This is a genomic window from Candidatus Magnetaquiglobus sp. (assembly GCF_058402785.1).
Map to the genome: position 1 here is coordinate 18,232 of NZ_JBZVFG010000010.1, position 25,555 is coordinate 43,786.

General features: G+C 63.1%; 21 protein-coding genes. 12 read left to right on the forward strand and 9 right to left on the reverse strand.

The features are described from left to right. Positions 1-236 (forward strand): DUF4351 domain-containing protein (locus tag ACV4UY_RS05350; RefSeq protein WP_491606615.1); only part of this gene is annotated, 236 nt, incomplete at its 5' end. Positions 237-341: 105 nt separating this feature from the next. On the opposite strand, the gene ACV4UY_RS05355 is transcribed toward ACV4UY_RS05350, so the two are convergent. The 3 genes from ACV4UY_RS05355 to ACV4UY_RS05365 all read right to left on the reverse strand — a co-directional run bounded on the left by ACV4UY_RS05355 (position 342) and on the right by ACV4UY_RS05365 (position 5,568). Next, entirely contained in the window at positions 342-4,136 is a 3,795-nt protein-coding gene (locus tag ACV4UY_RS05355) for a PAS domain S-box protein (RefSeq protein ID WP_491606616.1), read from the reverse strand. Positions 4,137-4,156: 20 nt separating this feature from the next. Further along, positions 4,157-4,780, reverse strand: coding sequence for a molybdenum cofactor guanylyltransferase MobA (gene mobA / locus ACV4UY_RS05360; RefSeq protein WP_491606617.1), 624 nt, complete (start codon positions 4,778-4,780; stop codon positions 4,157-4,159). 326 nt (positions 4,781-5,106) lie between these two features. Continuing rightward, the gene (locus ACV4UY_RS05365; protein WP_491606618.1) at positions 5,107-5,568 is read right to left on the reverse strand and encodes an FKBP-type peptidyl-prolyl cis-trans isomerase; all 462 of its coding nucleotides are present in this window, start codon (positions 5,566-5,568) and stop codon (positions 5,107-5,109) included. Positions 5,569-5,809: 241 nt separating this feature from the next. On the opposite strand from ACV4UY_RS05365, the gene ACV4UY_RS05370 reads away from it, so the two are divergent. The 6 genes from ACV4UY_RS05370 to ACV4UY_RS05395 all read left to right on the forward strand — a co-directional run bounded on the left by ACV4UY_RS05370 (position 5,810) and on the right by ACV4UY_RS05395 (position 11,810). Continuing rightward, positions 5,810-6,553 (forward strand): ABC transporter ATP-binding protein, encoded by a 744-nt coding sequence (locus ACV4UY_RS05370; RefSeq protein WP_491606619.1) that lies wholly within the window; start codon positions 5,810-5,812, stop codon positions 6,551-6,553. Continuing rightward, positions 6,525-8,222 (forward strand): hypothetical protein, encoded by a 1,698-nt coding sequence (locus tag ACV4UY_RS05375; RefSeq protein ID WP_491606620.1) that lies wholly within the window; start codon positions 6,525-6,527, stop codon positions 8,220-8,222. Before ACV4UY_RS05370 ends, ACV4UY_RS05375 begins: the two co-directional genes overlap by 29 nt. A gap of 128 nt (positions 8,223-8,350) precedes the next feature. Then, entirely contained in the window at positions 8,351-9,121 is a 771-nt protein-coding gene (gene rquA, locus ACV4UY_RS05380) for a rhodoquinone biosynthesis methyltransferase RquA (RefSeq protein ID WP_491606621.1), read from the forward strand. Between the two features lie 47 nt (positions 9,122-9,168). Next, positions 9,169-10,149, forward strand: coding sequence for an acetoin utilization protein AcuC (locus tag ACV4UY_RS05385; protein ID WP_491606622.1), 981 nt, complete (start codon positions 9,169-9,171; stop codon positions 10,147-10,149). 15 nt (positions 10,150-10,164) lie between these two features. Next, positions 10,165-10,920 (forward strand): MBL fold metallo-hydrolase, encoded by a 756-nt coding sequence (locus tag ACV4UY_RS05390; RefSeq protein WP_491606623.1) that lies wholly within the window; start codon positions 10,165-10,167, stop codon positions 10,918-10,920. Further along, on the forward strand, positions 10,917-11,810 hold the full coding sequence (locus ACV4UY_RS05395) for an SEL1-like repeat protein (protein WP_491606624.1): 894 nt from the start codon (positions 10,917-10,919) through the stop codon (positions 11,808-11,810). The genes ACV4UY_RS05390 and ACV4UY_RS05395 overlap by 4 nt, the downstream gene beginning before the upstream one ends. Before the next feature lie 353 nt (positions 11,811-12,163). Here ACV4UY_RS05395 and ACV4UY_RS05400 read toward each other — a convergent pair whose 3' ends face one another. Then, on the reverse strand, positions 12,164-12,481 hold the full coding sequence (locus ACV4UY_RS05400; RefSeq protein WP_491606625.1) for a copper-binding protein: 318 nt from the start codon (positions 12,479-12,481) through the stop codon (positions 12,164-12,166). Between the two features lie 287 nt (positions 12,482-12,768). Between ACV4UY_RS05400 and ACV4UY_RS05405 the strand changes: the two genes are divergently transcribed. Both ACV4UY_RS05405 and ACV4UY_RS05410 read left to right on the forward strand, forming a co-directional pair. Continuing rightward, positions 12,769-13,251, forward strand: a complete 483-nt coding sequence (locus ACV4UY_RS05405) for a hypothetical protein (protein ID WP_491606626.1) — start codon at positions 12,769-12,771, stop codon at positions 13,249-13,251. Between the two features lie 176 nt (positions 13,252-13,427). Beyond that, the gene (locus ACV4UY_RS05410) at positions 13,428-14,252 is read left to right on the forward strand and encodes a L,D-transpeptidase family protein (RefSeq protein ID WP_491606627.1); all 825 of its coding nucleotides are present in this window, start codon (positions 13,428-13,430) and stop codon (positions 14,250-14,252) included. Positions 14,253-14,366: 114 nt separating this feature from the next. Here the strand turns inward: ACV4UY_RS05410 and ACV4UY_RS05415 are convergent, their stop codons facing one another. The 4 genes from ACV4UY_RS05415 to ACV4UY_RS05430 all read right to left on the reverse strand — a co-directional run bounded on the left by ACV4UY_RS05415 (position 14,367) and on the right by ACV4UY_RS05430 (position 20,208). Then, positions 14,367-15,473 (reverse strand): hybrid sensor histidine kinase/response regulator, encoded by a 1,107-nt coding sequence (locus tag ACV4UY_RS05415; protein ID WP_491606628.1) that lies wholly within the window; start codon positions 15,471-15,473, stop codon positions 14,367-14,369. Continuing rightward, a complete protein-coding gene (locus tag ACV4UY_RS05420; RefSeq protein WP_491606629.1) occupies positions 15,463-17,715 on the reverse strand; it encodes a response regulator in 2,253 nt (750 codons plus the stop codon). Before ACV4UY_RS05420 ends, ACV4UY_RS05415 begins: the two co-directional genes overlap by 11 nt. Before the next feature lie 148 nt (positions 17,716-17,863). Then, entirely contained in the window at positions 17,864-18,265 is a 402-nt protein-coding gene (locus ACV4UY_RS05425; RefSeq protein WP_491606630.1) for a response regulator, read from the reverse strand. 23 nt (positions 18,266-18,288) lie between these two features. Further along, positions 18,289-20,208 (reverse strand): HD domain-containing protein, encoded by a 1,920-nt coding sequence (locus ACV4UY_RS05430; protein WP_491606631.1) that lies wholly within the window; start codon positions 20,206-20,208, stop codon positions 18,289-18,291. 374 nt (positions 20,209-20,582) lie between these two features. Between ACV4UY_RS05430 and ACV4UY_RS05435 the strand changes: the two genes are divergently transcribed. After that, positions 20,583-21,341, forward strand: coding sequence for a hypothetical protein (locus ACV4UY_RS05435; protein ID WP_491606632.1), 759 nt, complete (start codon positions 20,583-20,585; stop codon positions 21,339-21,341). Between the two features lie 235 nt (positions 21,342-21,576). On the opposite strand, the gene ACV4UY_RS05440 is transcribed toward ACV4UY_RS05435, so the two are convergent. After that, positions 21,577-21,792 (reverse strand): hypothetical protein, encoded by a 216-nt coding sequence (locus tag ACV4UY_RS05440; protein WP_420905313.1) that lies wholly within the window; start codon positions 21,790-21,792, stop codon positions 21,577-21,579. 225 nt (positions 21,793-22,017) lie between these two features. On the opposite strand from ACV4UY_RS05440, the gene ACV4UY_RS05445 reads away from it, so the two are divergent. Both ACV4UY_RS05445 and ACV4UY_RS05450 read left to right on the forward strand, forming a co-directional pair. Beyond that, a complete protein-coding gene (locus ACV4UY_RS05445) occupies positions 22,018-22,875 on the forward strand; it encodes a phosphate/phosphite/phosphonate ABC transporter substrate-binding protein (RefSeq protein ID WP_491606633.1) in 858 nt (285 codons plus the stop codon). Next, the gene (locus ACV4UY_RS05450; RefSeq protein ID WP_491606634.1) at positions 22,875-25,553 is read left to right on the forward strand and encodes an ATP-binding protein; all 2,679 of its coding nucleotides are present in this window, start codon (positions 22,875-22,877) and stop codon (positions 25,551-25,553) included. Before ACV4UY_RS05445 ends, ACV4UY_RS05450 begins: the two co-directional genes overlap by 1 nt. The last annotated feature ends 2 nt before the right edge of the window (positions 25,554-25,555 follow it).

Genomic DNA, 25,555 nt, shown 5'->3' on the forward strand with positions numbered 1-25,555 from the left:
AGAGAGGATTGCAGCTGGGCGAACAGAGAGGATTGCAGCTGGGCGAACAGAGAGGCGAACAGAGAGGACGCCTGAAAGGCGAGGCCAACATCCTGACCCGCCTTCTGGAACGCCGCTTCGGTTCGCTCCCAACCTGGGTGCGCGACGAGATCGATCGAGCCGATTCAAACGCCCTGGAGACCTGGAGCCTCCGATTGATGGATGCCGGCTCCCTGGAGGAGATCTTCGCGGCGTGACTCCGAAGGCTCGGTGACCGGTGCGGTCCAGTGCCTTCCAGGAAACGGGGAATCGGGTCCCCTCTCCCAAACCGGCGGGAAGCGGACCGGCCAGACTAAAAGGGATCACCCCTCGCCGTCCCGCATGGCGGTGAGCTTCTCCGCGACCGCGGTCAGCGCCTCGGCGCACAACCCCTCGAGCTTCACCAACGACTCAGCCGCCTCCTCCCAGCGGTTCTGCTCCACGCCACCCCGCAGCCGCATCCCCTGGATCGGCACCTTCCAGGCGCCGACCTCCCGCGCCGCATCCCCCAACCACTGCAACGGACGCACGATGCCGGCCCCGTTGCGCCCTCGAACCGCGCGCCGCAACTCCTCCAGGTAAGGCGGAACCTGCGCAACGAAAAAACTCCCCTTGGCCAGAAACTCCGCATCCGTCATCTCCGTGTGTCGCAACACCGCGCCGGCGTTTTTCGGCTCCGGGCGACACTTGAAGATCTTGCGCCGCTTGATCACCCGTTCGATCACCCCCAAAAGCTCGGATTCGCGATACGGCTTGGCCAGATAGCCATCCATGCCGACCTCCAGACAGCGTTTCTCCTCCTCGACGCTGGCATGGGCGGTCACCGCGATGATCGGCACCCGACCATCCATCCCCTCCTCCGCGACGCCCGGGGCACGGATCCGTCTGGCTGCCTCCAGGCCATCCATCTCCGGCAACTCCAGATCCATCAGCAACAGATCGAACTTCTCCATGCGCAGCCGTTCCAACGCCTCGGCGGCCCGATGGGCGCGACTCACCGCGTGACCGGCCTGTTCCAGGAGCAATTCGGCCACCTTGCCGCTCGCCTCCTGATCCTCGACCAGCAGGATCTCTAAGGTGATGCCGGACTTCTCCTCCCGCCCCCGGGTGTTGGTCTGTTCGGCGACGGGTTGACTCTCCCGACCGAGCGCGGTACGCACCGCCTTGAGCAGACGAAACTTCCAGACCGGCTTGCGCAGGGTCGTGACGCCTTGCAACCAGTCAAGAAAGGAGAGATCCTGCTGGTGCAACGTCGCGGGCACGAGCAGCACCACCTTGCCCCCCTCCGAGGCATAGCGATCCAACTCATCCAAATCCACCGAATCCCCCTGCAACACCCCGTGGTCGAGCACCACCAGATCGATGGCCGGATCTTCTGCGGTGCGTTCCGCCAACCGGACCCGCAGGGCACTGCTCGATTCGACCACCTCGACCGTGGCCCCGGCGGCGCGCAACAACTCGCCGACGATCGACCGTCCGGTCTCGCGTCGATCCGCCAGGATCACCCGCATGGCGGCGAGCAGCGTGCCCAGGCTTTCCGAAGGGCGCCGTTCATCGGCCTCCGCATCCTCCCCGCCGGGACGATACCGTTGCGTGACCCCGAACCGGGCGGTGAAATGAAAGACACTCCCCACGCCTGGGACGCTCTCCAGGCCGATTTCGCCATCCATCAGGGAGATCAACGGTTTGCAGATCGCCAGTCCCAGGCCGGTACCGCCATGCCGGCGGGTCGTGGATCCATCCAGCTGGGTGAACCGTTCAAAGATCACCGCCTGTTTATCCAGGGGAATCCCTTCGCCGGTATCCCGCACCGAAAAACGCAGCATCACCGCGTCGGAGCGGCGCTCCTCGAACCCGTGCGCCAGGGCGACCCTCAGCACCACCTCGCCGCACTCGGTGAACTTGATGGCGTTGCTCAACAGGTGCAGCACCACCTGGCGCAAGCGCAGAGGATCGCCGACCAGGGTTGGCGGCACGTCGTCGTCGATGGCGCAGTAGAGTTCCAGCTCCTTGCGATGGGCGCGGACGGCCAAGGTCTCGACCGCCTTCTCCAGCTGGCCGGAGAGATCGAAGGAGATCCTTTCCAGGGCGATCATGCCGGCATCGATCTTGGAGAGGTCCAGAATACCGTTGATCAACTCCAACAGCGACTCCGAGGATTGCTGGATGGTCTCCAGATGGCGACGCTGCTCCTCCGCTTCGGCACGGGTGTTGAGCAACAGATCGGTCATGCCGATGATGGCATTCATGGGAGTACGGATTTCATGGCTCATGTTGGCCAGGAATTCGCTTTTCATGCGATGCACCGATTCGGCCACGTCCAGGGTCTCGCGCAGGGAGCGCAACAGCTGTTTGCGTTCGGTGATGTCGTGCATGATCGCCGTGACGTGGCGCTGCCCCTTGAGATAGATGGCGCTCATGCCCAACTCCAGGTCGAGCAGACGACCATCGGCGCGCAATCCCAGCAATTCGACCTTCTTCCGGACCCGGAACTCCTCGTCCGAGACTCTTTCCAACCGTTGCAACGCGGCGCGATGCGGGGCGCGCAGATCCGGAGGAATGATCAGTTCCGCGATATCGTGGCCGAGGAACTGCACGCGGGTAAAGCCGAACATCGCCTCCGCCGCCGGATTGACATCCACCACGATCCCCTTGGCATCGATGGTGACGATCCCTTCCAGGGCATGTTCGAAGATCATGCGCAGGCTGGTCTCATGATCGAGCAACTCGGCGTTGGCCACCAGGAGATCCTTCTGGAAGCGCATCCGTTCCGCTTCGAGCCTCTTGCGCGCGGAGATCTCCTGGATCATCGCCACGCCCAGGTCGTTGGTGCCGATCGCAAAGCGTTGCAGATGCATGTCCACCGGGAATTTTTCGCCTGTTCGGCCACGGAGATGCAATTCGAGGCCGGTCTGCTCCGCGCGCCCTTCGCGGAGCGGTGCGAGGCGCCCGGCCAGAAATTCCTGGTCGTCATCGTCCACCAACTCGGTGATCCGCATCCCATGGAGCGTCTCGCTATCATATCCCAAAGAGTCGATGGCGCCCTGATTGGCCTGTCGGATGGTCAGATCCGGCCATGCGAACAACAGAATCGAATGGACCGAACCATCCAGCATGTGACCGAGCAACTCCTCGCGTTGTCCGGCCACGCGCAGTTTCGCTTCCAGTCGGGCCACCAGTCTCCCGAACATCCGCAGCAACAGGAGCGCGCCCAGCACCCCTGCCAGAATCCCGGCAAAGATCAACCTTTGGGTACGATGCATGGCGTCGGTGATCTCCCACGCCACCAACAGAAAGGCGATCTCCTCGCCATCGATGTTGCGCAACGGCAGGCGGGCAAGGTTGAAATGGTCGTCGTTGGGGGAGATCTCAAACCAAACGCGCTTGCCGGGGGTGAGGAACTGCGCTTCCAGCCGGAGCAGCCACTCCGCGGGGGGTGGGGAGTGGTGATGGAGAAACAGCTTTTCGGAGTAGTTCCGCCACTCCTTCAAGAAGAGTCCGGCGTTCCAATCGGCATCGGCGTTGCGCGGCGGATCCATTTTGACCATGAACAGATGCAAGGTCACCGGAAAGGCGCCGCGCACCACCTCCAGCGGCGGATCGATATCCATGCCCAGCTCCAGATAACCAATCACCCCCCCCTCATCCCGCCAGGGGGAGATCAGCCGCATGGCCAGGGTACCCATCGGACCGGCCTCGAGACCCGAGGCGGCTTGTCCGCTCTCGACCACCCGCTTGAACAGGGCGCGGTCGATGCGGTCCCCGTGGTGATCGGGTGTATGGACCCGCAGGAAGCTGATGCGATCCGGGGTATGGAAATAGAAATGGGTGATGCCGGAACCGACGCGCAACTCGGCGAAGATCGGCGCGCTCAGGCGCAGGAGATCGTCGCGATCCCGGGCCAGATAAGCGCTTTTGATCGAGTCGATCCGTTGAATGCCGAGCGTGGCGGCACGCAGGATCTCGGTCTGTCGCTCCATGGAGCTGGCGAGCGACCCTTCGATGGCCGCGATGATCTCTGCCGTGCGTTGTTCGTTCTGACTCGTCTGCTGCCAGCGGATGCCGGACACGCCGATCAGGGTCAAGACGGTCACCAGAAGCACGAGCCGGAACGACATCCGATTTTTTGGATCTCGGGTCACCCCGCCTCTCCGCGAGCCGATGGAACGAGCCACCGTTCGGCCCTCTCCAACGCCACCGGGTCGTTGAGATTGAGGAACGGATCGGGTTGGGTGTTCGGATCCGCAGGGGAGAAATCCACCTGATGGTGGGCATGGGTGGCGAACCAGTCGAGAAGACGGCGTTCATCGGCGTCGAGGGCGGCGCGTATGGCAGGCAGGGCGGTGCGTGGCCAGAGGCAGACCACCGGATGGACCCGTCCCAGGGAGGTGGCCATGACCGGTCTGGCACCGCCGATCGAAGCGGCCTCGCTCAGGCGTTGGACCAGATCAAGGGGCAGGAACGGGAGATCCACCGGCACCGAGAGCACCCAGGAGGCGTCGCTGGCCAGAAACACCGACTCGATGCCGGCCATGGGACCGGGATGATTCGGGCGGGAGTCGCCGATCACCGACAGACCCAGGGCGGCGAAACGGGCCGGATCGCCATTGGCGCTGATGCACAGGGTATCGACCTGCGGTTCCAGACGTACCAGCGTGCGTTGCAGCAACGTCTGTCCACCAAACGGCAAGAAAGCTTTCTCCTGCCCGCCCATGCGTTTGGACAGTCCGCCGGCCAGCACCACGCCCAAGATCCCTTCCATGCGAGTTCCTCCCCTTTGGACACGCGTCCGGACTTCGATAAAAGAGTGTTGAAACCAAGTAACTTGCATGCCCGACCGTGGACCTCCCTTCGGGTGTTCCACGGTAACATGGGGAACGCTTGCGCCCTGCGTGCCCCAAGGCGGGGCCATGACAAAAAACGCCACGAAGCGGATCCACCTGGCCCTTGCCTTGATATGGAATGCAATTTTCATTCCAGACTCCACGACCCAGGGAGTCCGGTCCATTCACCCCGCACCGAAGAAACAGGCGATGAAAAAACAGGCTTTGGCTCTGGAACTGGCCGCGTTGCCCGGAGCGACGGAGGTTACGCCTGTTCCACCCTGATCAACTCAACCTCGAAGATCAGCGTCGAGCCACCGGCGATCAACAGACCGGCGCCGGTGCCGCCATAGGCCTGTTCCGGCGGGATCACGAAGCGGTAGATGCTCCCTTCGGTCATCAACTGCAACCCCTCGCGCCAGCCGGAGATCACATCGAGCAGACCGGTGGTGAACGGTTGTCCACGTCCGTAAGAGCTGTCGAACTCCACGCCGTTGACCAGCGAACCGCGATAATGGACCGTGACACGGCTGGAGAAGCCCGGCCTGGCGCCACTCCCCTCGCGGAGCACCTCCCATTGCAGCCCCCCCTTGGTGGTGGTGACCCCCGGTCGTTTGCCGTTTTCGAGCCGATAGCGCTCTCCGGCCTGCATGTGATGGGCCACGCGCTTGCGCCCGAGCAGCATGTTCTTCAACATGGTTCCGATCTTACCCAGCGCATTGGCCATGATCCGTTCTCCTTGCGGCCCGTTGAGGCCGTCCTGACTGGCGGTGGAACAGCACGAAAGGTTCGACGGGCGCCGTCGCGGTCAACCCGACTGATCCTGCTTGCATTGTGTTGATAATCATAAATGACGGATCGGTCCGAGACCAGTGGGAACACGCACGATTTTGCTTGCCGACCAGAAGGGTCATGACGGAAGATACCCCACGTCCCCTTTTCCACCCCCTGACGAAACCGTCGCCCCCGTGACCAGCCACGCCATCGACATCCACGCGGTCCGCAAGCGGTTCTCGGCCACTCCGGTGCTGGATGGTCTCACCCTGGCCGTGCCGGAAGGGAAAATCTTCGCCCTGATCGGCGGCAATGGCGCGGGCAAGAGCACCCTGATCAAGGCGATCCTCGATCTGGCCCCCCCGGACGCCGGAGAGATCCGCCTTCGCGGGGTATCGAGCCGTCTGCCAGCGGCGCGCCGGAGCGTCGCCTATCTGCCGGAACGGTTCTCGCCACCCGACGCCTTGCGGGTCGGGGAGTTCTTGAGCTGGTTCATGCGGCTGCACGGCGCCCCGGACGACCCTGCCTCGACGCGCGCGACCCTGGAGGGGCTCGACCTGGACCCGGCCATTCTCGGCACGCCCATCCGCGCCCTGTCCAAGGGGATGACCCAGAAGCTGGGCCTGGCGACCATTCTGCTGAGCCACAAACCGCTCTGGATTCTCGACGAACCCTTCTCCGGGATCGATCCCAAGGCACGCGCCTTGCTTGAATCCCACTGGCGCGCCGCCCGCGTGCAAGGCGTGACCCTGTTCTTCACCACCCATCAACTGGCCGATGTCGAAAAACTGTGCGACGCCCTGGCCATTCTGCACGGCGGAACCACCCTCTTCACCGGCACGCCGCGCGCCTGTCTGGAACGGTTCGGCGGTCTCGATCTGGAAACGGCCTATTTGAACGCCCTTGACCATGCCCAAGCTTCACCCGCACCCCCTTGACGCGCTCTGGCTGACCGGACTGCCTGGCGTGGTCGCGCTGTTCGTCTTTCTGCGCGGTTGGCCGGAGTCGGAACGGATCGACTGGCTGATACGCTGGAACGGCTCTTTCCTCGCCGCCACGGCGCTGCTGCTGGCCATCGGATCGATTCTGATCGTCCGATCCCTCGTCGGTCCCATCCAGACCCGTCTACCGGGCCGGACTCCGCTGCTGCTCCCGCTGCTGTTCATCGGCGGCACCCTGGCCACCGCCACCATCGCCCCGCAGACCCATCGGATCTTCTACGACGAGACCATCTATCTGAACATCGGCCAGAATCTGGCCCTGCTCGACCGGGCGCAACTCTGCAACGCCGGCGGCACGGAGCATGGCCAGTTCCGCTGCGACCATCCGGAGTACAACAAGCAACCCAACGGCTACCCGTTTCTGACCAGCCTGCTCTTCCGGCTGGTCGGGGTGTCGGAGCGGGCCGCCTTTCATCTCAACAACACGCTCCTCGGCGGCATGGCCGCAGGTGCGCTGCTGCTGATCCTGGCCCTGGGCGGAAACTGGCGCGCCGGTCTGGCCGCCGGCCTGGTAGTGATCCTCAATCCCCAGAATCTCCACTGGTTCAACACCACCGCCGCAGAACCCGCCGCCGCCCTGTTCGTGGCGCTGGCCGCGGGCGCCGCCCTGATCACCCGCGCCAGACCAGCCCCCACCACCTGGCTCCTGGTCACCGCCGCGACCGCCCTGGCCGTCACCTTCCGACCCGAATCCCTGCTGCTCGCCCCCCTGCTCCTGATTCCCCTCGGACGCCCCATCGCCCGACAACCGCGCGCCTTCCTGCTCGCCCTTCTCCTGCTCGCGCTCCTCACCCTGCCCCACGCCCTCCATCTCGATCTGTTCCGCAACCACCCGTGGGGCAGCTCCGGACAGACGCTTGGCTTCCAGAACTTCCTGTCCAACCTGGCCGGCAACGGCCTCCACTACCTGGACAACCGACTCTTCCCCCTGCCGGTCACGCTCCTGGCCCTGACCGGCCTGTTCGCAACGCGGATCCCCGCCTGGCACCGCCTGCTGCTCCTCGTCTGGTTTCTGTTGTTCTGGGGGGTGTTCCTCTTTTTTTACGCCGGCAGCTACGGCTACGGCGCCGACATCCGCTTCTCCCTGCTCTCCGCCCTGCCGCTGGCGCTGCTGGCCGGCTTCGGGGCCGAATGGTGCCTTGAACAACTCCGTCAACGGTTCGCCATCGACCCAACCACCGCCACCACCCTGCTCGTCACCCTGCTCGTCACCGCCCATCTCCCCTTTCTGCCCCACGCCCGCGCCACCACCTTCGAGGCGAGCGCCGCCCGCGCCGACGTGACCTTCGCCCGCCAGATGGCCAACCGACTCCCGGACGACGCCTTCGTCCTCACCCACAACCCCAACCTGTTCCAGATCTGGGGCAAACAGGCCGGACAGCTCTTCCTGATCGATCACCAGCCCGATTACGTCAACCGGATCCTCTTTGCCCGACATCGGGGTGGGATCTATTTCCACGACAATTTCTGGTGCCAGGTTCCGGAACCCACCCAGAACCGCTACTGCCACCTGGTGCGCCAACGGTACGATCTGGAGCGGATCGTTGACTTCGAGGCCGAAAATCAGCACTTCGGACTGTATCGACTTTATATTAAGAAACAATGAATTACTATGAATTCCCCCCATTTCCGCCCCAATCCGGTCGGCACGTTGCATTGACAAGGACCTTAACTGCTGGTTAACCTCTTCCACACGGTGCCAGTCGTTGTTCTCTCCAACTCAATGGAACACCCATGAAAAAATCCCCGGCCATGGTGGCACCATGCGCCTCCATTCCCCGAATGGACAGCCGTGCCGCTTCGCCCCAACGCTCCACCTCGATCATCTCCCCCGATCTGGCCATTCCGGATTATCTGCAGCAAACCTACTGGTGGGCCTACATCCACCCCTCCGGGGTACGCTTCTTCGAACGGCAATGGCTGGTCAACGCCATTCTGTGGGGCAATTTTTCCCGTCTGCGCGACGCCGCCCTGGCGGAAATGGGCATCCCGATCTCCGGCGAAATCCTGCAGGTTGCCTGCGTCTACGGCAATCTCACCCCCAGGCTTGCCGACCGACTGGCCCCCGGAGCCCGACTGCACGTCATCGACATCGCCCCGGTGCAACTGAAAAATCTCCAATCCAAACTGGGACGACGCCCCAACGTCTGTCTGCACCATCAGGACTCCACCCGACTCTCCTTCGAGGATGGGCAGTTCGATCAGGTTCTGCTCTTTTTTCTGCTCCACGAACAGCCCGCCGGCATCCGCGAACAGACCATCGCCGAGGCCCTGCGGGTGGTCAAACCAGGTGGACGGGTGATTTTTGTCGATTATCATCGTCCGGCCTGGACCAATCCGTTCCGGTACATCATGATTCCCATCCTAAAGACCCTGGAACCGTTCGCCCTGGATACCTGGAACCAGGAGATCACCGCCTGGCTGCCCGAAGGTCTGACGCCCGCGTCGCTCCACAAAGAAACCTTTTTCGGCGGACTCTACCAGAAGGTCGTGATCACCCGTTGAGTCAACCGGATCGACCCATTGCATCAATCCCGAAGGGATGTTCCGCCATGTCCGACTACGCGCCCCGCCAGATCGTCCGCGTCACCATCGGTCCCGAGATCGCCGCGTACGGTTTTCCGGATGAACACCCCTTCGGCACCCATCGAATGCAGGCATTCTGGGACGAAGCCCAAATTCAGGGCTTGGATCGTCAGGTGGAGGTGGCCCACCCCTTCCCGGCCACGGTCGAGGAACTGACCCGTTTTCACACCCCGGAGTATGTCGAACGGGTGCAACGTCAGTCCGAAACCGGCGAGGGGTATCTGGATTACGGCGACACCCCAGCCTTTCCAGGGGTCTATGAAGCCTCCTCGTATGTGGTAGGTTCCGTCCTCGACGCCATGCGTCAGATCATGGCCGGCGCGTGCAGTCGGGCCTTCGTGCCGATTGCCGGACTCCACCATGCCCGCCGCGAACGGGCGGGAGGGTTCTGCGTCTTCAACGACATCGGCGTGGTGATCCACGCCCTGCGCGAGGAGTACGACATCCAGCGCATCGCCTACGTCGATATCGACGCCCATCATGGTGACGGGGTGTTCTACGCCTTCGAATCCGATCCGCATGTCCGTTTTCTGGATTTCCACGAAGATGGCCGCTACCTCTATCCCGGCACCGGCGAAGCCTCCGAGATCGGCAAGGGCGAGGCGGAAAACACCAAGCTCAACATCCCCATGCCTCCCGGCTCCGGCGATGTCCACTTCATGCAGCGCTGGACCCAGGCGCTCCGTTTCCTGGAAGAGGGGCGTCCGGAGTTCGTGATCCTCCAGTGCGGCGCGGACTCCATCGCCGGGGATCCCCTGGCCCATCTGCGTCTCTCCCCCAACCTGCACGGACAGGTCGCCTCCCGCCTGGTGCGTCTGGCCGAGGATCTCGGCCATGGCCGGGTGCTGGCGGTGGGCGGTGGCGGATACAATCCGATCAACATCGGCAAGGGCTGGTGCGCGGTGGTACGCGCCCTGGTGCACACCCCCTACGGCCACATCTTCTAGCTCAAAGATCTCGCCATGAAGGTCATCGTTCTCGGCAGCGGTACCGGTGTCCCTTCGCTGCGACGCGGCTCTCCGGCCTATTGGCTCGGCGTGGACGACCGCCAATACCTGATCGATTGCGGCAGCGGCACCCTGTTGCAACTCGAACGGATCGGCGCGAGTTTCCGCGATCTGGACGGGGTTTTCATCACCCATGTGCATGCCGACCACATCGGCGATCTGACCCCGATGGTCCACGCCATGCGCCTGCCCGGCCTGACGCGGGAGAAACCCTTCACCCTGCACGGTCCGCCGGGTTTCACCGATTTTTTCAACCGCATCATCGCGCCGGTGGCCGCGCCCCCGACCCGATTCCCGTTTCTGGTCCAGGATGCCCCCCTGGCCTGGAACATGAGCGGTCTGACCATCCTGAGCCACCCCACTCCGCACTCCGACCGTTTCGCGAGCCGCGCCTACCGTTTCGAGCATCAGGGCCGCGCCATCGTCTTTTCCGGGGATACCGATTGGGATGACGGGCTGGCGGAATTTCTGACCGGAGCCGATCTGGCGCTCCTGGAGTGCTCCACCCTGGACGACGACAAGGTGGAGGGTCATCTCACCCCCGGACTGTGCGGCAAGCTGGCGGCCATGGCCAGAGTCCGACGGCTGCTGTTGACCCATTTCTATCCCATCGACGGACCGGACTCCCTGTTTCTGGATCAGTGTCGCGCCCAGTTCTCGGGGGAGTTGGGACTGGCCGAGGATCGCCTGAGCCTGGAGATCGCCCCATGAAAGCAACCAACCGCACCCTTTCGACCCTTGTGTGGGCCGGCGCGCTGTTGTTCTGGCCGGTCGCGGCCCTCTGTGAGGATCCGGACACCTTGCGGGAGCGCTATCTCCAGGCCGCCACCAGGGGGGACACCGAGGCGCAGAACAATCTGGGCCTGATGTACTACGAGGGCCAGGGGGTGCCCAGGGATGTGCGCGAGGCGGCCCAATGGTTTCGCAAGGCCGCCGAACAGGGCAATCTGATCGCCCGCCAGAACCTGGGACTGATGTACGAACAGGGGCAGGCCCTCGCCTCGGAGCCGCGTCTGGCCGAGCAGTGGTTGCGCGATGCCGCCGAACACGGGATGGTCAAGTCCCAGCATGCGCTGGCGTTGATCTACAAAAAGGGACAGGGGGTACCCCAGGATTTCGCCGAGGCGGCCAGGTGGTATCGCAAGGCGGCGGAACAGGGGGATATCGACGCACAGAACAATCTGGGCGTGCTTTACGAGAGCGGACAGGGGGTATCCCGTTCGGTCGAGGAGGCGATGCGCTGGTATCAACGGGCCGCCGAGGCCGGCAGTGCCGTGGGCAAGAACAATCTCGGCGTGTTGCACAAAAACGGCAACGGTGTGCGGCAGGACTATCTGGAAGCGGAGAAGTGGTTCCGCCAGGCTGCGGAACAAGGGTTCGTGGCCGCCCAGTTCCATCTCGGCATGCTGTTCCGCTACGGGCACGGGGTGGGCCAGGACAGCGTGGAAGCGCACAAATGGTTGAACCTGGCCGCAGCCCAGGGGGACGAGCAGGCCACGCGGGAACGGGAGTCGCTCGCCAGAATCATGTCACCCCAGGAACTGACCCGCGCCCAGGAGTTGGCGCGGAACTGGCGGCCCAAGGGGAGTTCGGAGTTCTGAACCGCGACCCATCCAGGGATCGCTTGGACTGTTAAAAAAAAGAAAGCGTCCGGGAGAGTCTTCTCCCAGGGTTTTGTTTTGATTTTTTTCTTTATTCTTTGGAATCTTCTCTTCTTTTATCTTTGGCTTTTAGCGCGCTCTTCTCAAAGAAGCCTTTTTCGCGTTTTTTGCGAAAAAGGCGCCGCGCGCAGCCTTCGCGAGCGTCGTTTCCCAAGTTTACCGTGGAACTCCCGTAAGGGAGGTCCACGGTTGGGGGGTGAGGGGGCTCCCCCCATCATGCTAAGTTTGGAAACGACGCTCGCATCTTGCACAACAGGCCCCGCCAAACAGGACGTTTTGCAAGATAACGGACACTACGGCGTCTGCGTGATGCCGTGGATGCGGTAGCTCTTGTCCGACTGCTGTTTGAGGGTGAACTTGACCGGCTTGCCGGTTTTGAGCGTCTTGAGATCCACGTTCGGCAGCACCTGGAAGTCCATGGTCATGGCTGGCCATTTCAGGGCCTCGATCGGACCGTGATCGATGTTCACCACCCGTTTGGCGGCATCGACCTTGTTCAGGCGACCCTCGCCGCCCACCTCACCCGCCGGTTGCGCCGCCCACGCCGCGCCGAATCCCGACAGGCTCACCCCGAACAACAGGGCCATCCAGCCCCGCGCGACTCTCTTCATCGTCAATCTCCTTGCAGTGGATCGAAGTGGGAATGGTTCAGCGCCGGATGATACCCGATCCTGCTCTCTCTGGCAAACCATGCGATCACCCCATCCAGCACTCGGGATCGGCCACTCTCCAGCGCAGGAATCGATTAAAGAAAACATCAGGGGGTATAAAATCGCTTTGTCTGGCCTGAAGCGTTTGTCGTCGATTGCATGGATTGCGGATATCCTCTATGGTTCCGTGTTAAGGGATTCTTGTCCTCGATGGAGCCACATCCGCAACAGACGAGGTTCATGCAAACATGTCGCGCGCACACGGGTTGACCCGCACCATACTGGCCCTGTTTCTCCTGACCATCGCCGCGCCCGGGTGGACGGCGGTCGATCACGGCGAACATCAGGCCAATCAAAAAAACGAGGCCGGCGTCTCGCTCAACAACGGCAAGCCCTGGCCGACCGACGCGCCGTTGCGCAAGGGCATGGAGGCGATTCAGCGCGAAATGCGCGATGCCTTGCCACGCATCCACGCGGGCACCTACACGGCCAAGAACTACACCACCCTGGCCAAGAAGATGCGCGCCCATCTGAATCATATCACCCGCAACTGCAAGCTCAAGCCCGAGGCGGATCTGCAACTGCATCGGATCCTCGTGGAGGTTCTGCACGGCAGCGAGGTTCTCGAGGCCAAGCAGGGTCAATCCTCGGGAGCGGCGATCATCGTGCGCGCCCTGGATCTCTATGGTCGTCATTTCGACCATCCAGGCTGGAAACCCATGCCCCATTGACTGCCGACGCGCCGGGGAGCGCGCGCGGAATCCCATCTCCCGCGCACCCGATGCCATCCATTTTCCAGGTTCATACCGACAAATGGTATGTTTATTGCTTTAATGCTCCACATTCGTCTGAGCCGGGCCATCGATTGACGATGCGCCCCTTTCTCCACGAATGGAGCGTACCCAACATGACCATGCCCATCCAACGAATCTTGAAACCCACCCACGCCCTCCCGCTGCTGCTCGCCCTCGCCCTGGGCCTCTCCGGGTGCGTCAATCTCAGCCAGCCCAAGCGGAGCGGGGGCCAATATTACGACGTCACCTTCGAGCGCGACGAAAATCTGCCCGTGGAGACCCGCAACGCCCGGCGCGCCATGAACCGGGAGCTGGCCCTGGACAGGAATCCCCCCAAGGTGCAACAGGTGGTGGAGCGCTACGACGAATCGGTGCGCACGCGGTTGATGCGGGATTTCAAGCTGGCCGGACTCCCCTACCCCTCCTCGCGCCTGGCCCTGCTGGGTTTCAAGAAAGAGCGGCGTCTGGAACTGTGGGGCGCGGACGGGGATGGACCGATGAAGCTCATCAAACACTACCCCTTCACCGCCTTCAGCGGGGATCTGGGCCCCAAGCGACGCCAGGGGGACAAACAGATCCCGGAAGGGGTCTATCGGATCACCTTCCTGAATCCCAACAGCGCCTATCATCTGTCGATGAAACTCGACTATCCGAACGCCTTCGATCGCGCCATGGCCGATCTGGAGCGCCGCGGACAGCTCGGCGGAGATATCTTCATTCACGGGGACAGCGAATCGGTGGGCTGCATCGCCCTCGGGGACCGGGCCATCGAGGAGTTGTTCGTGCTCACCGCCTGGGCCGGCATGGAGAACGTCCAGGTGATCGTCGCCCCGTATGATCTGCGTCGCGACAAGGAGATCCGCGCCCAGGATCACATCCCCTGGACCCGCGAACTCTACGCCCGACTCCAGGACTCCCTCGCCGCCTTCCGGGAGTGATCCCGGCATGGCCTCACCACGACACGGACCGGACCCGGGGCCCCGCTCGCCCCCGACCGGATCCATGAGCCGAACCGCACCCCAGGCACCAGCGCACACCCTCCTTTGACGGCCTCACCCCGCCGGCAGACGGATCTCGAGGATGGTTTCGCCCGCGCGGGAGGTGTCCAGAAACATCGAGCCTCCCAGGGTGGTGGCGATCAGTCGGGCCGAATAGGTTCCCAGACCCACCCCCTGACGCTTGCCGGAGGTGACGAACTTCTCGAAGAAACGCTCGCGGATCTCCTCGGGCACGGCACCGGCATTGCACACCCGAACCACCGCCTCCCCGCCCTCCCGCTCCAGCCCCACCTCCAGAACCGCATCCCTGGGCGAGGCCTCCAGACCGTTCTTGATCAGATTGGCGAGCATGGAGTGGCACAACAACTCCTCGCCGGCCACCAGAAACGAATCCCCGCCCGCCAGCGCCCGCCCCTGGGAGACGATCCGCACCCCCAACCCCTTGGCGAGCATCAATCGATGCATCTCCGACAGGATCCGCCGCAGCACCTTCACCAGATCCACCGGCTGCGCCTTGAGTTCGTAACAGCCACGCTCCATCTTGTAGAGATCCAGCGACCGGTTGATCATCTCGAGCATGCGAAAACCGGCATCCTCGATCACCTGCAAGGCCGCCGCCCGCTCCCCGGTCAAACCCCAGTCGGCGATCAACGCGCCGGGCATGCCGATGATCGCGTTCAACGGGGCCTTCAGGTCGTGACGAACGATGTGATCCACATCATCCCGCAACCGGGCCGCGGTGCGCAACTCCTCGTTCTGCCGTTCGATGATCCGCCGGGCCTCGCGCAACTGAAGATGGATCCGCACCCGCGCCCGCACGATCCCGCCCTGGATCGGCTTGGTCAGATAATCGACCGCGCCCACCTCCAGGCCGCGCACTTCATCCTCGATCTCGCCGCGGGCGGTCACGAAAATCACCGGGATCTCCCGTGTCGCCGGATTGTCCTTCAAACGGGCACAGGCGGTATAGCCATCCATGTCCGGCATCATGATGTCCAGCAGGATCAGATCCGGACCGTCCTCGACAAAGCGCAACATCTCGGCGGCGTTACGCGCGAAGATCAGATCATGCTCGTGACGCAACACCTCGCGCAACAGCTTGAGATTGGTCGGCTCGTCATCCACGACCAAAATCTTGAAGCGACTCTTCTCAGTCTCCATGCTCTCCGATTCCCAAATCGTGCATCAGGCCCAGCAGGATCTCCCGAGCCCGAACGCAATCAATCTCCTCCACCTGAACGGCCACCGCGCGTGCCACCTCCTCGAAACGGCTCCCCCCCAGCCAGGCCATCAGAACAGGCATGAACCCCTCGGCCCGCAACGCGTCGCCACGATCCAACGCCGCATCGATGCGACGCAACATCTCCACCCGTCCGGCATCTGCGGGACCGGGTTCCAGCGTGGTTCCCACCTCCTCTTCCGCCCTCTGGCCCGATTCGGTCAGGGCACGACACCCGACCACCACCCTGGCCAACGTCCCCTCGACACCGGACACCAGGGCATCCAGATGGCGGGCGCCGGTACGCAACCCCCCATCGAGGGCCAGGGTCGCCTCCTCGAGTTCGGTGGCGGCCAACGAGCCCGCCGCCCCCTTCAAGGCATGGGTCAGCACCTCGGCCAACCGGTGATCGCCCCGTTCCACCGCTTGACGGATGCGCGCCCCATCCCCGGCATGCCGCCCGACGAAACCGAGCAGGGCGCGCCGGTACTTGGTCGCATCCCGCCAGATGCCCAAACCGGCCATCAGATCCACCCCGATCAACTCCGGCAGGCCGGAGGCCTTGAGCATGGTTTCGCGGTCCGAAACCGACAAATCCGCGACCAGGGTGGGGCTGGCGGGAAAAATGCGCGCCATCACCTCGAACAGCCGGGAGAAATCGATGGGCTTGGAGACGTATTCGTCCATGCCCACGGCCAGGCAGGCGTCGCGATCCTCGGCCATCGAATGGGCGGTCAGGGCGATGATCGGCAGATGTTCGGCCATTCCGGCCTCCTCCTCCCGCGCCCGGATGGCGCGGGTGGCGGTCAAACCGTCCATGCGCGGCATCTGCAGATCCATCAGGATCAGATCGAAGCGGTGACCGGCATGGGCCTCCAAGGCCTCCACGCCGTCATGGGCCACGGTGACCCGATGACCGCGCTGTTCGAGTCGGGTGATGGCCAGGATGCGGTTGGCCTCCACATCCTCGACCAGCAGCACGTTCAACGGCACCCGCATCGGCACCTTGTGGGGTCCACGACGCCGCCCCGAACGGCGCTCCCGACACCACGGCACGCCAGGAGCGCGCTCGATCGGCAACACGAAATAAAAACAGCTCCCCTCTCCGGGCGTGCTCTCCACCCAGATCCGCCCACCCATCCGATCGACGATCTCCTTGGCGATGGTGGTGCCGAGTCCGGTTCCCCCGTACTTGCGCGTCGCCGAGGGATCACCCTGGGTGAAACGGTCGAAGATGCGTGCCTGCCGCTCCTCCGGGATGCCGATGCCCGAATCCCGCACCGCGAATCGTACCCCGTCCGACACCCCATCGACCTGGATCCCGATCCGGCCCAGGTCGGTGAACTTCACGGAGTTGCCCAATAAATTCATCAATACCTGGCGCAACCGGGTGGGGTCGCCGATGTGACAGTTCGGCAGGGTCGGATCCACCTGCCAGGTCAACTCCAAGGACTTGGCCCGCGCCAGGATGGCGATGGACTCCAGCGACTCCTCGACCACCTGGCGCAGATCGAACACCACGGACTCCAGGTGCAACTGACCACTCTCCACCTTGGAGAGATCCAGAATGTTGTTGATCAGCCGCAACAGACCACGGGCCGAGGTCAAGGCCGTGCTCAGATATTTGCGCCGGGTGGGATCCTCCTCGGTTTCCAGCACCAATTCGGTCATGCCGATGATGGAGTTCATCGGGGTACGGATCTCATGGCTCATGTTGGCCAGAAAGTCGCTCTTGGCGCGATTGGCCGCCTCGGCGGCATCCCTGGCCCGTTGCAGATCGGCCATCATGCCGAGCATCGAATCCTGATGCCGTTTGAGATCGAGCTGACTGCGCACCCGCGCCAGGACCACGCTTTTGCTGAACGGCTTGACGATGTAATCCACCGCGCCCAGGGAGAAACCCCGCGCTTCGTCGGCGGCATCCATCTTGGCGGAAACGAAGATCACCGGAATGTCGCGGGTGGCGGGCTGGGACTTGAGGCGCACGCACACCTCGTAGCCATCCATCTCCGGCATCATCACATCCAGAAGGATCAACTCCGGACGCGGCTCCTGACCGGCCAACTCCAGCGCACGCCGTCCCGTGCTGGCCACCGACACCGTGTATTCGCCACGCAAGGTCTCGGCGAGCACCTTGACGTTGGTGAGCACGTCATCGACGATCAGCAGACGGGGTTTTTCCATGGATTATCGATGACCAGCGAGTTTTTCGGACACGGAAGGCCCCGGAGAGCAAGACGTCCCCCGATCCGGGAACGGCAACGCGCGGTTTCCGCGCCCGGAACGCCCCTCCGACCGTGGACACCGCCCTTCAGGCGCTCCCGGGCGAGGATCATTCGGCGATCAGGTTGTACTGGCGCATTTTTTCAAGCACCTTGTCGCGAGTCACCGGCTTGCCCAGATAGTCGGTGCAGCCGCCACGGAAAAAGGCCTGCACCACCTGCTCCTCGGTGTTCAGGGCGCTCACCATGAAGATGACCATCTCCTCGCCATCCACGGAATTCTGTTCCCGCTCCAGCTCGCGGATGCGCCGCAGCGCCTCCTGACCATCCATCTCCGGCATCATGATGTCCAGACAGACCAGATCGTAAGGATCGCCATCGAACAGGGCCATCTCGCAGGCCTCGAGGGCCTCCTTGCCGTTGACCACCAGATCGCACTGTCCGTGCGGGGAGAGGATCTTTTCCATCAACAGGCGGTTGTGCGCCTCGTCGTCGGCAATCAGGATCTTCATGTCGTCTCTCATCCGCTGGAGGTTCAATCGTCGGAGCGCGTGGAAGAGTGGGATGAACCGGTATCATACGGTTGACGCCAACCATAGCTCAAGATCTCTTGAACGGCATCGACGCGCAGCAGTTCGTGGAGCACCTTGCCCAACACCACCGGTTTCTTGCCATCCATCTCCATGCTGATCACATAGATGTCGGCGGTCCGCCCCTTGCCCTGGATGGTCTGACCGTTGATGCCCATCTTGGCCAGGAGTTCCAGCACCTCCAGCAGGGCGCCGGCGCGGTGTCGCACGGTGAAGGTGATGACCAGAGCCTCGGAGCCGGGCTGAACGGCCCACTGCCCCTTTTCCCACTGGGTGCCCTGGATCTTGATGCAGTCGGCGGAATGGACGATCCAGCGACCATCCTCGGAGAGCCGGCCCACGATCGGCATGCCGGGCACGGCCAGACAGCAGGTGGACCAAAGGATATCCTTGCCGGTCAGGGAGGTGAGCTGGAAGGTGCCGCTGGCCGAATTGCGGTTGATGCCGCGCACCGTGGCCTCCTGATTCTTCAGGGCCTGTTTGATGAGGGTGCGGGCGCGGGCGGTCTTGACGTATTCGAGCCAGGCGCGTTGCGGCTTGGCGTTCTTGGCGGTGAGGATGCGCACCACATCGCCATCGGACATGGGGTATTCCGGTGGCCGGGGGATGCCGTTGATCTTGGCGCCGATGCACCGTTCGCCGAGTTCGGTATGCACCATGTAGGCGAAATCCACCACCACCGAATCGACCGGAAACGTGAAGCGATCCCCCTTGGGGGTATAGACATCGAGCATGTCCGGCAAGACGTGGGCATGCACCTCGGACATGCGCAGATCGCTATCCCCGAGGGTGGCCAGCAGACGCATGTAGCGGGACGGATCCGGTCCGCTGCTGCCCCACTTGGCGAGCACGCCGAGACGATTGGGTTTTTCGTCGCACTTGCGCACGACGTGGATGTTGAGCGGATGGCCATCCCAGATGATGCGCGTGGTCAGGGCTTTGAAGCCGTTGACGCGGGGGGCGTTGAGATAGTCGCGCACATGACGCGGGAGTGGACCGAAAAGCGAATGCATCTTGCCCAGCACGCGCCAGGCGGTATCGTCGTCCTCGACCAGCATCCGGACCCGGAAGACCGGCCAGCCGATCAGGAGCAGGCGTCCGGTGCCGGGTTTTTCGGTGAGATAAAAGAAATCGGAGATCCGTTTCGGCTCGATCACGAACCCCTCGGCCAGACCGGTCCCCACCACCACGTCGAGGTTCTGGGCGAGCTTCTGCATGCTTGCCGCGCCGCGGGCGCGCAGATCCTCCAGAGTTTTTTCGGCGCGGCGGTACTGGACCGGCATCAGATGCGGCAGGGTCAGCTCGATCAGGGAGTCGGCCAGCTCCATGATCCCCAGACGGCGGGTCACGCCGACGTAGATCAGGGCCAGGCTGGCCTTGTTCTTGGCCTTGGTGACCCCGTGCACCTCTAAGGAGGAGGAGTTGTGGAGCACGTCGAAGGTCTTGACCAGCAGGACGCGCAGATCCTGGGAGGCGGCGATGAGAATGCGCCGGTAGGTGGCCGGGAGATCACCGCTGCCGGTCTGGAGGTTGCGAATCTTGGAGAGCGCCTCGACCAGGTTGAGAATCACCGGGTCGAAGGCGCGGATGTGTCGTTCGGCCTCCAGGGCCGGCGGGGCATCCTCGAGGGCGTCGTGCAGCAACGCGGCGCACACCCCCTGGGGATCGGTCAGTCCCCACTCCAGACAGCTCTTGGCCACCTGGATGCAATGGGTGACATACGGGGCGCGATCGAGCTTGCGCACCTGTCCCTGATGAAACCGACAGGCCATGTCCACGGCCTCGGAGACCTTGGCGGTCGCATCCATCCCGAGATGCAGTCGCGAAAGATCGAGCAGTTCCTGAATCTGATTGGCGAGATCCATGGGGCAAATGGTTCCCTGTGCGCTTGTCCAGCGTGAGTCTCCCGGATCGGGTCAGTCTACAATATTTCTTTCTCGCACCGCGGCAAAGGGAGTTTGATATATTTTTTTTAGCTTGCATATCATTGAAGCATCCGGATGGATCCGTTATGCTGTGTCCAAAGGGATACCCATCATCGGCCCGCCATTCGAGGAGAAGAACATTGTTCAGATTTATCAAATGGATCTTCCGCACATTCACGCCGTTTGTCCTGGGTATAGGATTCGGTATCGGTTTCTTCTTCCTGTTCAACCACTTTTCGCCCATGCTGCCTGACGGCAAAGCGCGCCTTGCCGCGCTCCAGAACCGTCTCCAGGCCACCCTCGCGGAAAAGCCCGTGTCCGATGGCTTGGCCAAACCGCCAGCCCAGACACCGGCGCCCGCCAAACCCTCGCCCACGCCGGCTCCGACCTCCCCGGCTCCTGCCGTCGCGGCTCCGACCTCCCCGGCTCCTGCCGTCGCGGCTCCGACCTCCCCGGCTCCTGCCGTCGCGGCTCCGACCTCCCCGGCTCCCGTGCAGACTCCCTCCCTCACCGTGGCACCGGTCGAGGAACCGAGCGGACAGGAGGTGACGGCCATGAGCCAAAAACAAGAAATCACCCCCAGCGCGGCTCCGGCGGCAACGACCCCGATTCCCGTGACGGCTCCGGCTCCCGTGGCGGCTCCGGCGGCAACGACCCCGATTCCCGTGGCGGCTCCGGCGGCAACGACCCCGATTCCCGTGGCGGCTCCGGCTCCCGTGGCGGCTCCGGCGGCAACGACCCCGATTCCCGTGGCGGCTCCGACTCCCGTGGCGGCTCCGGCGGCAACGACCCCGATTCCCGTGGCGGCACCAGCTCCCAGCGCGGTTCCAGCCCCTTCCACCCAGGCCAAATCCACCACCCCTCCAGACAATTCACCCGCCGGACAGTGGCGTCGCGCCTGTCTGGAACGACTCGCCTGGGGCAAACGCATGGTGGAGGACGGGTTGAACCAGTGTCCGAAATCGGGTTACATGCGCCAAAATTGCCTGGATTACTATCGCGGCCTGGAACGACACTATCAGGGCGTGACCTGTGACCCGAAGGCGGGCGGCATGCCGATGCCCGGCTGGTGATCCCGGCTCCGGGGGCTCGTCCCCTGCCCGTGTCCCCGCCCAGGCGTGGCGCACGGGCAACGAACAAACCAGGTGTCCGCGTTCAGGCGCGACTACAGCGCGCAGTGTCCGTCCCGGCCTGAATCCCGGCCTTGGCGCGTTCAGGCGCGTGGATCACGACATGATCAGACAAACCGCAAAGTCTCCATCCAGCCAGGAGCGCATGACACCGGCAACCGATCGGAGGCGGCTGGCATCAATCCAGCAACGCCTCGCAGATCTCCTCCTCCCCGTTGAACAACAGGTCCATCATCCCTGGGGACCAGGTGTGATTGACGATGGCGGGAGGACCGAACAGCACGATGGTGCGATCGATGACGCGCCACTGCTCTTCCCGGATCGGGAGGGAATTCCGGTTGGCCGGTTCTCCCAGTTGGAACTGCAATGTGAACAGACGAGCAAAACGGTCCATTGAGCACTCGATTCCAAGGGACCGGCATCCAGGGAGACACCCCTTTTGACGGTCTTTACAGAGTGGATGATACGACGGTGCCAGGATACGCATGCATCATGCCATGCCAAGCCGGCTGTTTGCCTCCTCACCCCGTCACCACGAACGCATGAGATTTTCGAACCCATCCGCATGCATGGCCTGTCATCCAGGCCGGTTCTCCCAGTTCTGGGGATCCTGGTCTGCTTGCTGACGACCCTGACCCAACCCGTCCTGGCCGCCTCGTTGACCATCGGTACCATCAGCAATACACCGGTCAAGGAGATTCGTCAATACACCCCGGTTGCCCAATACCTGGCAGCCCGCATCGGCTACCCCCGTCTCGACGAAGGACGGGTGATCGTGGCCCGCGACATCCGGCACATGGCGGAGATGATCAGGCTGGGCGAGGTGGACATCTACATCGACAGCCCCCTCTCCTCGCTGGGGGTGAACCGCCTGAGCGGCGCGGAGATGGTCCTGCGACGCTGGAAGCACGACATTCCGGAATACGAATCCCTGATCTTCGTGCGCCACGAGAGCAAAATCCACTCCTTGACCGATCTGGAGGGGGAGATCATCGGCTTCAAGGATCCCAACTCAACCAGCGGTTATCTGCTGCCGCGCATCGCCCTGACCGAATCCGGACTCGACCTGGTGCCCGTCTCCCGACTCAAGGCCCAGACCAAACCCGGACAGATCGGCTATCAGTTCACCAACGCCAACGAAAACACCATCGTCTGGGTGCTCTTCGGCAAGATCGCCGCCGGCGCCATTGCCTGGGATGAACTCCTCTCCCGTCCCCCTTCCGAACAGGAACGGCTGCGGGTGATCCATCAAACCCCCTCGCTGCCACGCCATGTGGTCAATTTCCGGCCCGGACTCGCTTCGGAAACCCGCGACGCCCTGATCGACGCCCTGATCGACATGGATCAGACTCCGGCGGGAGCGGCTCTTCTGAAAGCCTTCGAGAACACCACCCGCTTCGATCCCCTGCCGGCGGACACCCTGCATCAGTTGGAGCAGATCCGTCCCGCGGTCCTCTCGATCCTCGGTATCCCCTGATGTCCGGGATCCGCTTCAAACTGCTCGGATTCACCGCCCTGATCATCCTGCTGGTCTCGGCGGCCCTGACCTCCCTGTCGATCCTCGAACACCGCGACCAGATGCTCGAGCGCCATCGCATCGAGGCCCGGCAACTGTTCGCCACCCTCTCCGAATCCCTTCTCGATCCGCTCTACCGCCTCGACCTCCAGACCTTGCGTCACCATCTGTCCGCCATGCGCAAACACCGCGACGTGGCGCAAACCATGCTCCTGGACCCTTCCGGATCGATCCTGGTCGATGGCACGCCAGAGAACCGCTCCTTCGGCCTGCCCCCCAAGGATCCGTTCCTGAAAAACCTGCTGCTCTCGGATCGACTCGCGATCCACATCGATGCCGATACCCTGTGGATCGGCGGCGTGCTCGCCCTGGAGTCGAACAAACCCTTGGGATGGCTGGCTCTGGGGCTCTCCCTGGAGGAACTGCGCCAGCGACTCGCGGCCCATTTGCGCTCGCAACTCCTGGTGGCGAGCCTCTGCGTGATGATCGGCCTGCTGCTCGCCTACATACTCTCCGCCCGGTTCACCCGCCCGATCACCACCCTAACCCAGGCCGCCAACCGCATCTGCTCGGGTGACGAGAGACTCGAAATCCCCATCATCGGCCAGGATGAGCTTCTCACCCTCTCCCACGCCCTGGAGCGCATGGTGGCGCAAATCCGCGCCTCGCGGAACGAACTCAAGGATCTGAACGCCTCGCTGGACAAAAAGGTCGAAAAACGGACCGCCGAACTCGAACAGGCCAGAAAGGTGGCCATCGAGGCCAGCCAGGCCAAAAGCAACTTTCTGGCGAGCATGAGCCATGAGATCCGCACCCCGATGAATGCCATCATCGGTCTGACCGAGCTGGTTCTGGAAGGGGAGCGGCTCCCGGATACGGCGCGGATGCATCTGCGCATCGCCTTGCAGGCGGCCCGTTCGCTGTTGCGGATCATCAACGACATTCTCGACTATTCCAAAATCGAGGCCGGACGTCTGGACCTGTCGCGGGAGACGTTCCGGATTCAACCGATGCTCGACCATCTCCATGAACTGTTCCGCTCCCGCCTGTCGGAAAAAAAACTCACCTTGCGCGTGCAGATCGCCCCGGAGTGCCAGACCACGCTGCTCGGCGATCCGCTGCGGCTCGAACAGATCCTGATGAACCTGATCGGCAATGCCATCAAGTTCACCGAATCGGGCGGCATCGACCTGCAAGCCTGGGGACGGGACATCGACGCGCATCGTCTGGAACTCCATTTTTCGGTGCGTGATACGGGAATCGGCATGTCACGGGCGCAGTGCGAAAAGCTCTTCTCACCCTTCTCCCAGGCGGATGAGTCGATCACCCGCCGCTACGGTGGCACCGGACTGGGCCTGGCGATCAGCAAGAAGCTTCTGGAGTTGATGGGCGGACGGATCCAGGTGGAGAGTCAAGCCGGCTCGGGCACCACGTTCCGCTTCTCCATCGAGTGCGAACGCAGCGCCGCGAGTCGTTTCGAGCGTGCCTATCCCCCGGTGTCCGCACCCGTGATCCAACTGCCCGCCCATACCCCCTCCCAGGACCGGCCAACCTCGTCCGGGGCCATCGAGGTCGCCCGCGCCCATCTGACCGGGAACCGGATCCTGCTGGTTGAAGACAACCATGTCAACACCCTGATCGCCGTGGAGATCCTCAAGGGGGTCGGTCTGTCCGCCGATTGCGCCGCGAGCGGCGCGGAGGCGCTGTCTCTGGTGGATCCGAATCGACATGCGGCGGTGCTGATGGATCTCCAGATGCCGGACATGGATGGCTACGAGACGACGCGCCGCATGCGCGAACGTCCGGAGCTGGCGGCCTTGCCGATCATCGCCATGACCGCCCATGCCATGAGCGGGGATCGGGAGAAATCCCTGCAAGCCGGATTGAACGACCATCTGACCAAGCCCATCGATCGCCCCGCCCTGTTCGCGACCCTGATGCGCTGGATTCCGGGACGCGGCAAGCCGGCGATCGCCCTTGCGTCCCTGCCGTTGGCCGGCAGGGACGACGCCGGGCGTTGGCCCGACCTGGCCGGTTTCGACATGCCGGCGATCATGGAACGCCTGCATGGGGATCTACCCTTATTGTTGCTGCTCCTCGAAGAGTTTGAGAAGACCTTTGCCCCGATCGTGCAAACTCTCCAGGCTCACTTCCCGGCGCTGACCGACACCCCGGACGAAGGGTTGGCGCGCAGCCTGCACACCCTCAAGGGAACAGCCGGCAATCTGGGCGCCATACGTCTGCACGAGGTCGCCAAGGGGCTGGAAGCCGCCCTCAAAAACCCCATCGCCCCCCCCTCACGCCTGCATTGGCTCGAACAACTCAACGCCGCCTTCCAATCGATCGGTACCGCCATTGACCGGTTGCGCGTCGCTCAGAACCCGTCCGCCCAGCCGGTTGGGCCAGAAAAAGTCTCTTGTGAGGAACAAATTCTTACGCTTGCCTATAAACTCTTGCTCATGATCCAAAAAAACGATATTGAATCCGAGGGGGTTCTTCAGAAATTGCGAGATCTTCTCGATCCGTCTGAAACGCATCCGCTGCTGGACCAGGTTCAAGCGCACCTGGCCCATTTCGACATGGATGACGCCTTGCCGGTTTTCACCGACTGGTTACGTACCCGGAATCTTAAAATCTGATC

Bases quoted from the DNA above. Each gene is read 5' to 3' on its own strand.
- ACV4UY_RS05410 (WP_491606627.1), top strand. From the start codon at position 13,428: ATGACCATGCCCATCCAACGAATCTTGAAACCCACCCACGCCCTCCCG.
- ACV4UY_RS05395 (WP_491606624.1), top strand. From the start codon at position 10,917: ATGAAAGCAACCAACCGCACCCTTTCGACCCTTGTGTGGGCCGGCGCG.
- ACV4UY_RS05425 (WP_491606630.1), bottom strand. From the start codon at position 18,265: ATGAAGATCCTGATTGCCGACGACGAGGCGCACAACCGCCTGTTGATG.
- ACV4UY_RS05450 (WP_491606634.1), top strand. From the start codon at position 22,875: ATGTCCGGGATCCGCTTCAAACTGCTCGGATTCACCGCCCTGATCATC.
- ACV4UY_RS05405 (WP_491606626.1), top strand. From the start codon at position 12,769: ATGTCGCGCGCACACGGGTTGACCCGCACCATACTGGCCCTGTTTCTC.
- ACV4UY_RS05440 (WP_420905313.1), bottom strand. From the start codon at position 21,792: ATGGACCGTTTTGCTCGTCTGTTCACATTGCAGTTCCAACTGGGAGAA.
- ACV4UY_RS05430 (WP_491606631.1), bottom strand. From the start codon at position 20,208: ATGGATCTCGCCAATCAGATTCAGGAACTGCTCGATCTTTCGCGACTG.
- ACV4UY_RS05355 (WP_491606616.1), bottom strand. From the start codon at position 4,136: ATGTCGTTCCGGCTCGTGCTTCTGGTGACCGTCTTGACCCTGATCGGC.
- ACV4UY_RS05390 (WP_491606623.1), top strand. From the start codon at position 10,165: ATGAAGGTCATCGTTCTCGGCAGCGGTACCGGTGTCCCTTCGCTGCGA.
- ACV4UY_RS05385 (WP_491606622.1), top strand. From the start codon at position 9,169: ATGTCCGACTACGCGCCCCGCCAGATCGTCCGCGTCACCATCGGTCCC.
- rquA (WP_491606621.1), top strand. From the start codon at position 8,351: ATGAAAAAATCCCCGGCCATGGTGGCACCATGCGCCTCCATTCCCCGA.
- ACV4UY_RS05415 (WP_491606628.1), bottom strand. From the start codon at position 15,473: ATGGAGACTGAGAAGAGTCGCTTCAAGATTTTGGTCGTGGATGACGAG.
- ACV4UY_RS05420 (WP_491606629.1), bottom strand. From the start codon at position 17,715: ATGGAAAAACCCCGTCTGCTGATCGTCGATGACGTGCTCACCAACGTC.
- mobA (WP_491606617.1), bottom strand. From the start codon at position 4,780: ATGGAAGGGATCTTGGGCGTGGTGCTGGCCGGCGGACTGTCCAAACGC.
- ACV4UY_RS05375 (WP_491606620.1), top strand. From the start codon at position 6,525: ATGCCCAAGCTTCACCCGCACCCCCTTGACGCGCTCTGGCTGACCGGA.
- ACV4UY_RS05365 (WP_491606618.1), bottom strand. From the start codon at position 5,568: ATGGCCAATGCGCTGGGTAAGATCGGAACCATGTTGAAGAACATGCTG.
- ACV4UY_RS05400 (WP_491606625.1), bottom strand. From the start codon at position 12,481: ATGAAGAGAGTCGCGCGGGGCTGGATGGCCCTGTTGTTCGGGGTGAGC.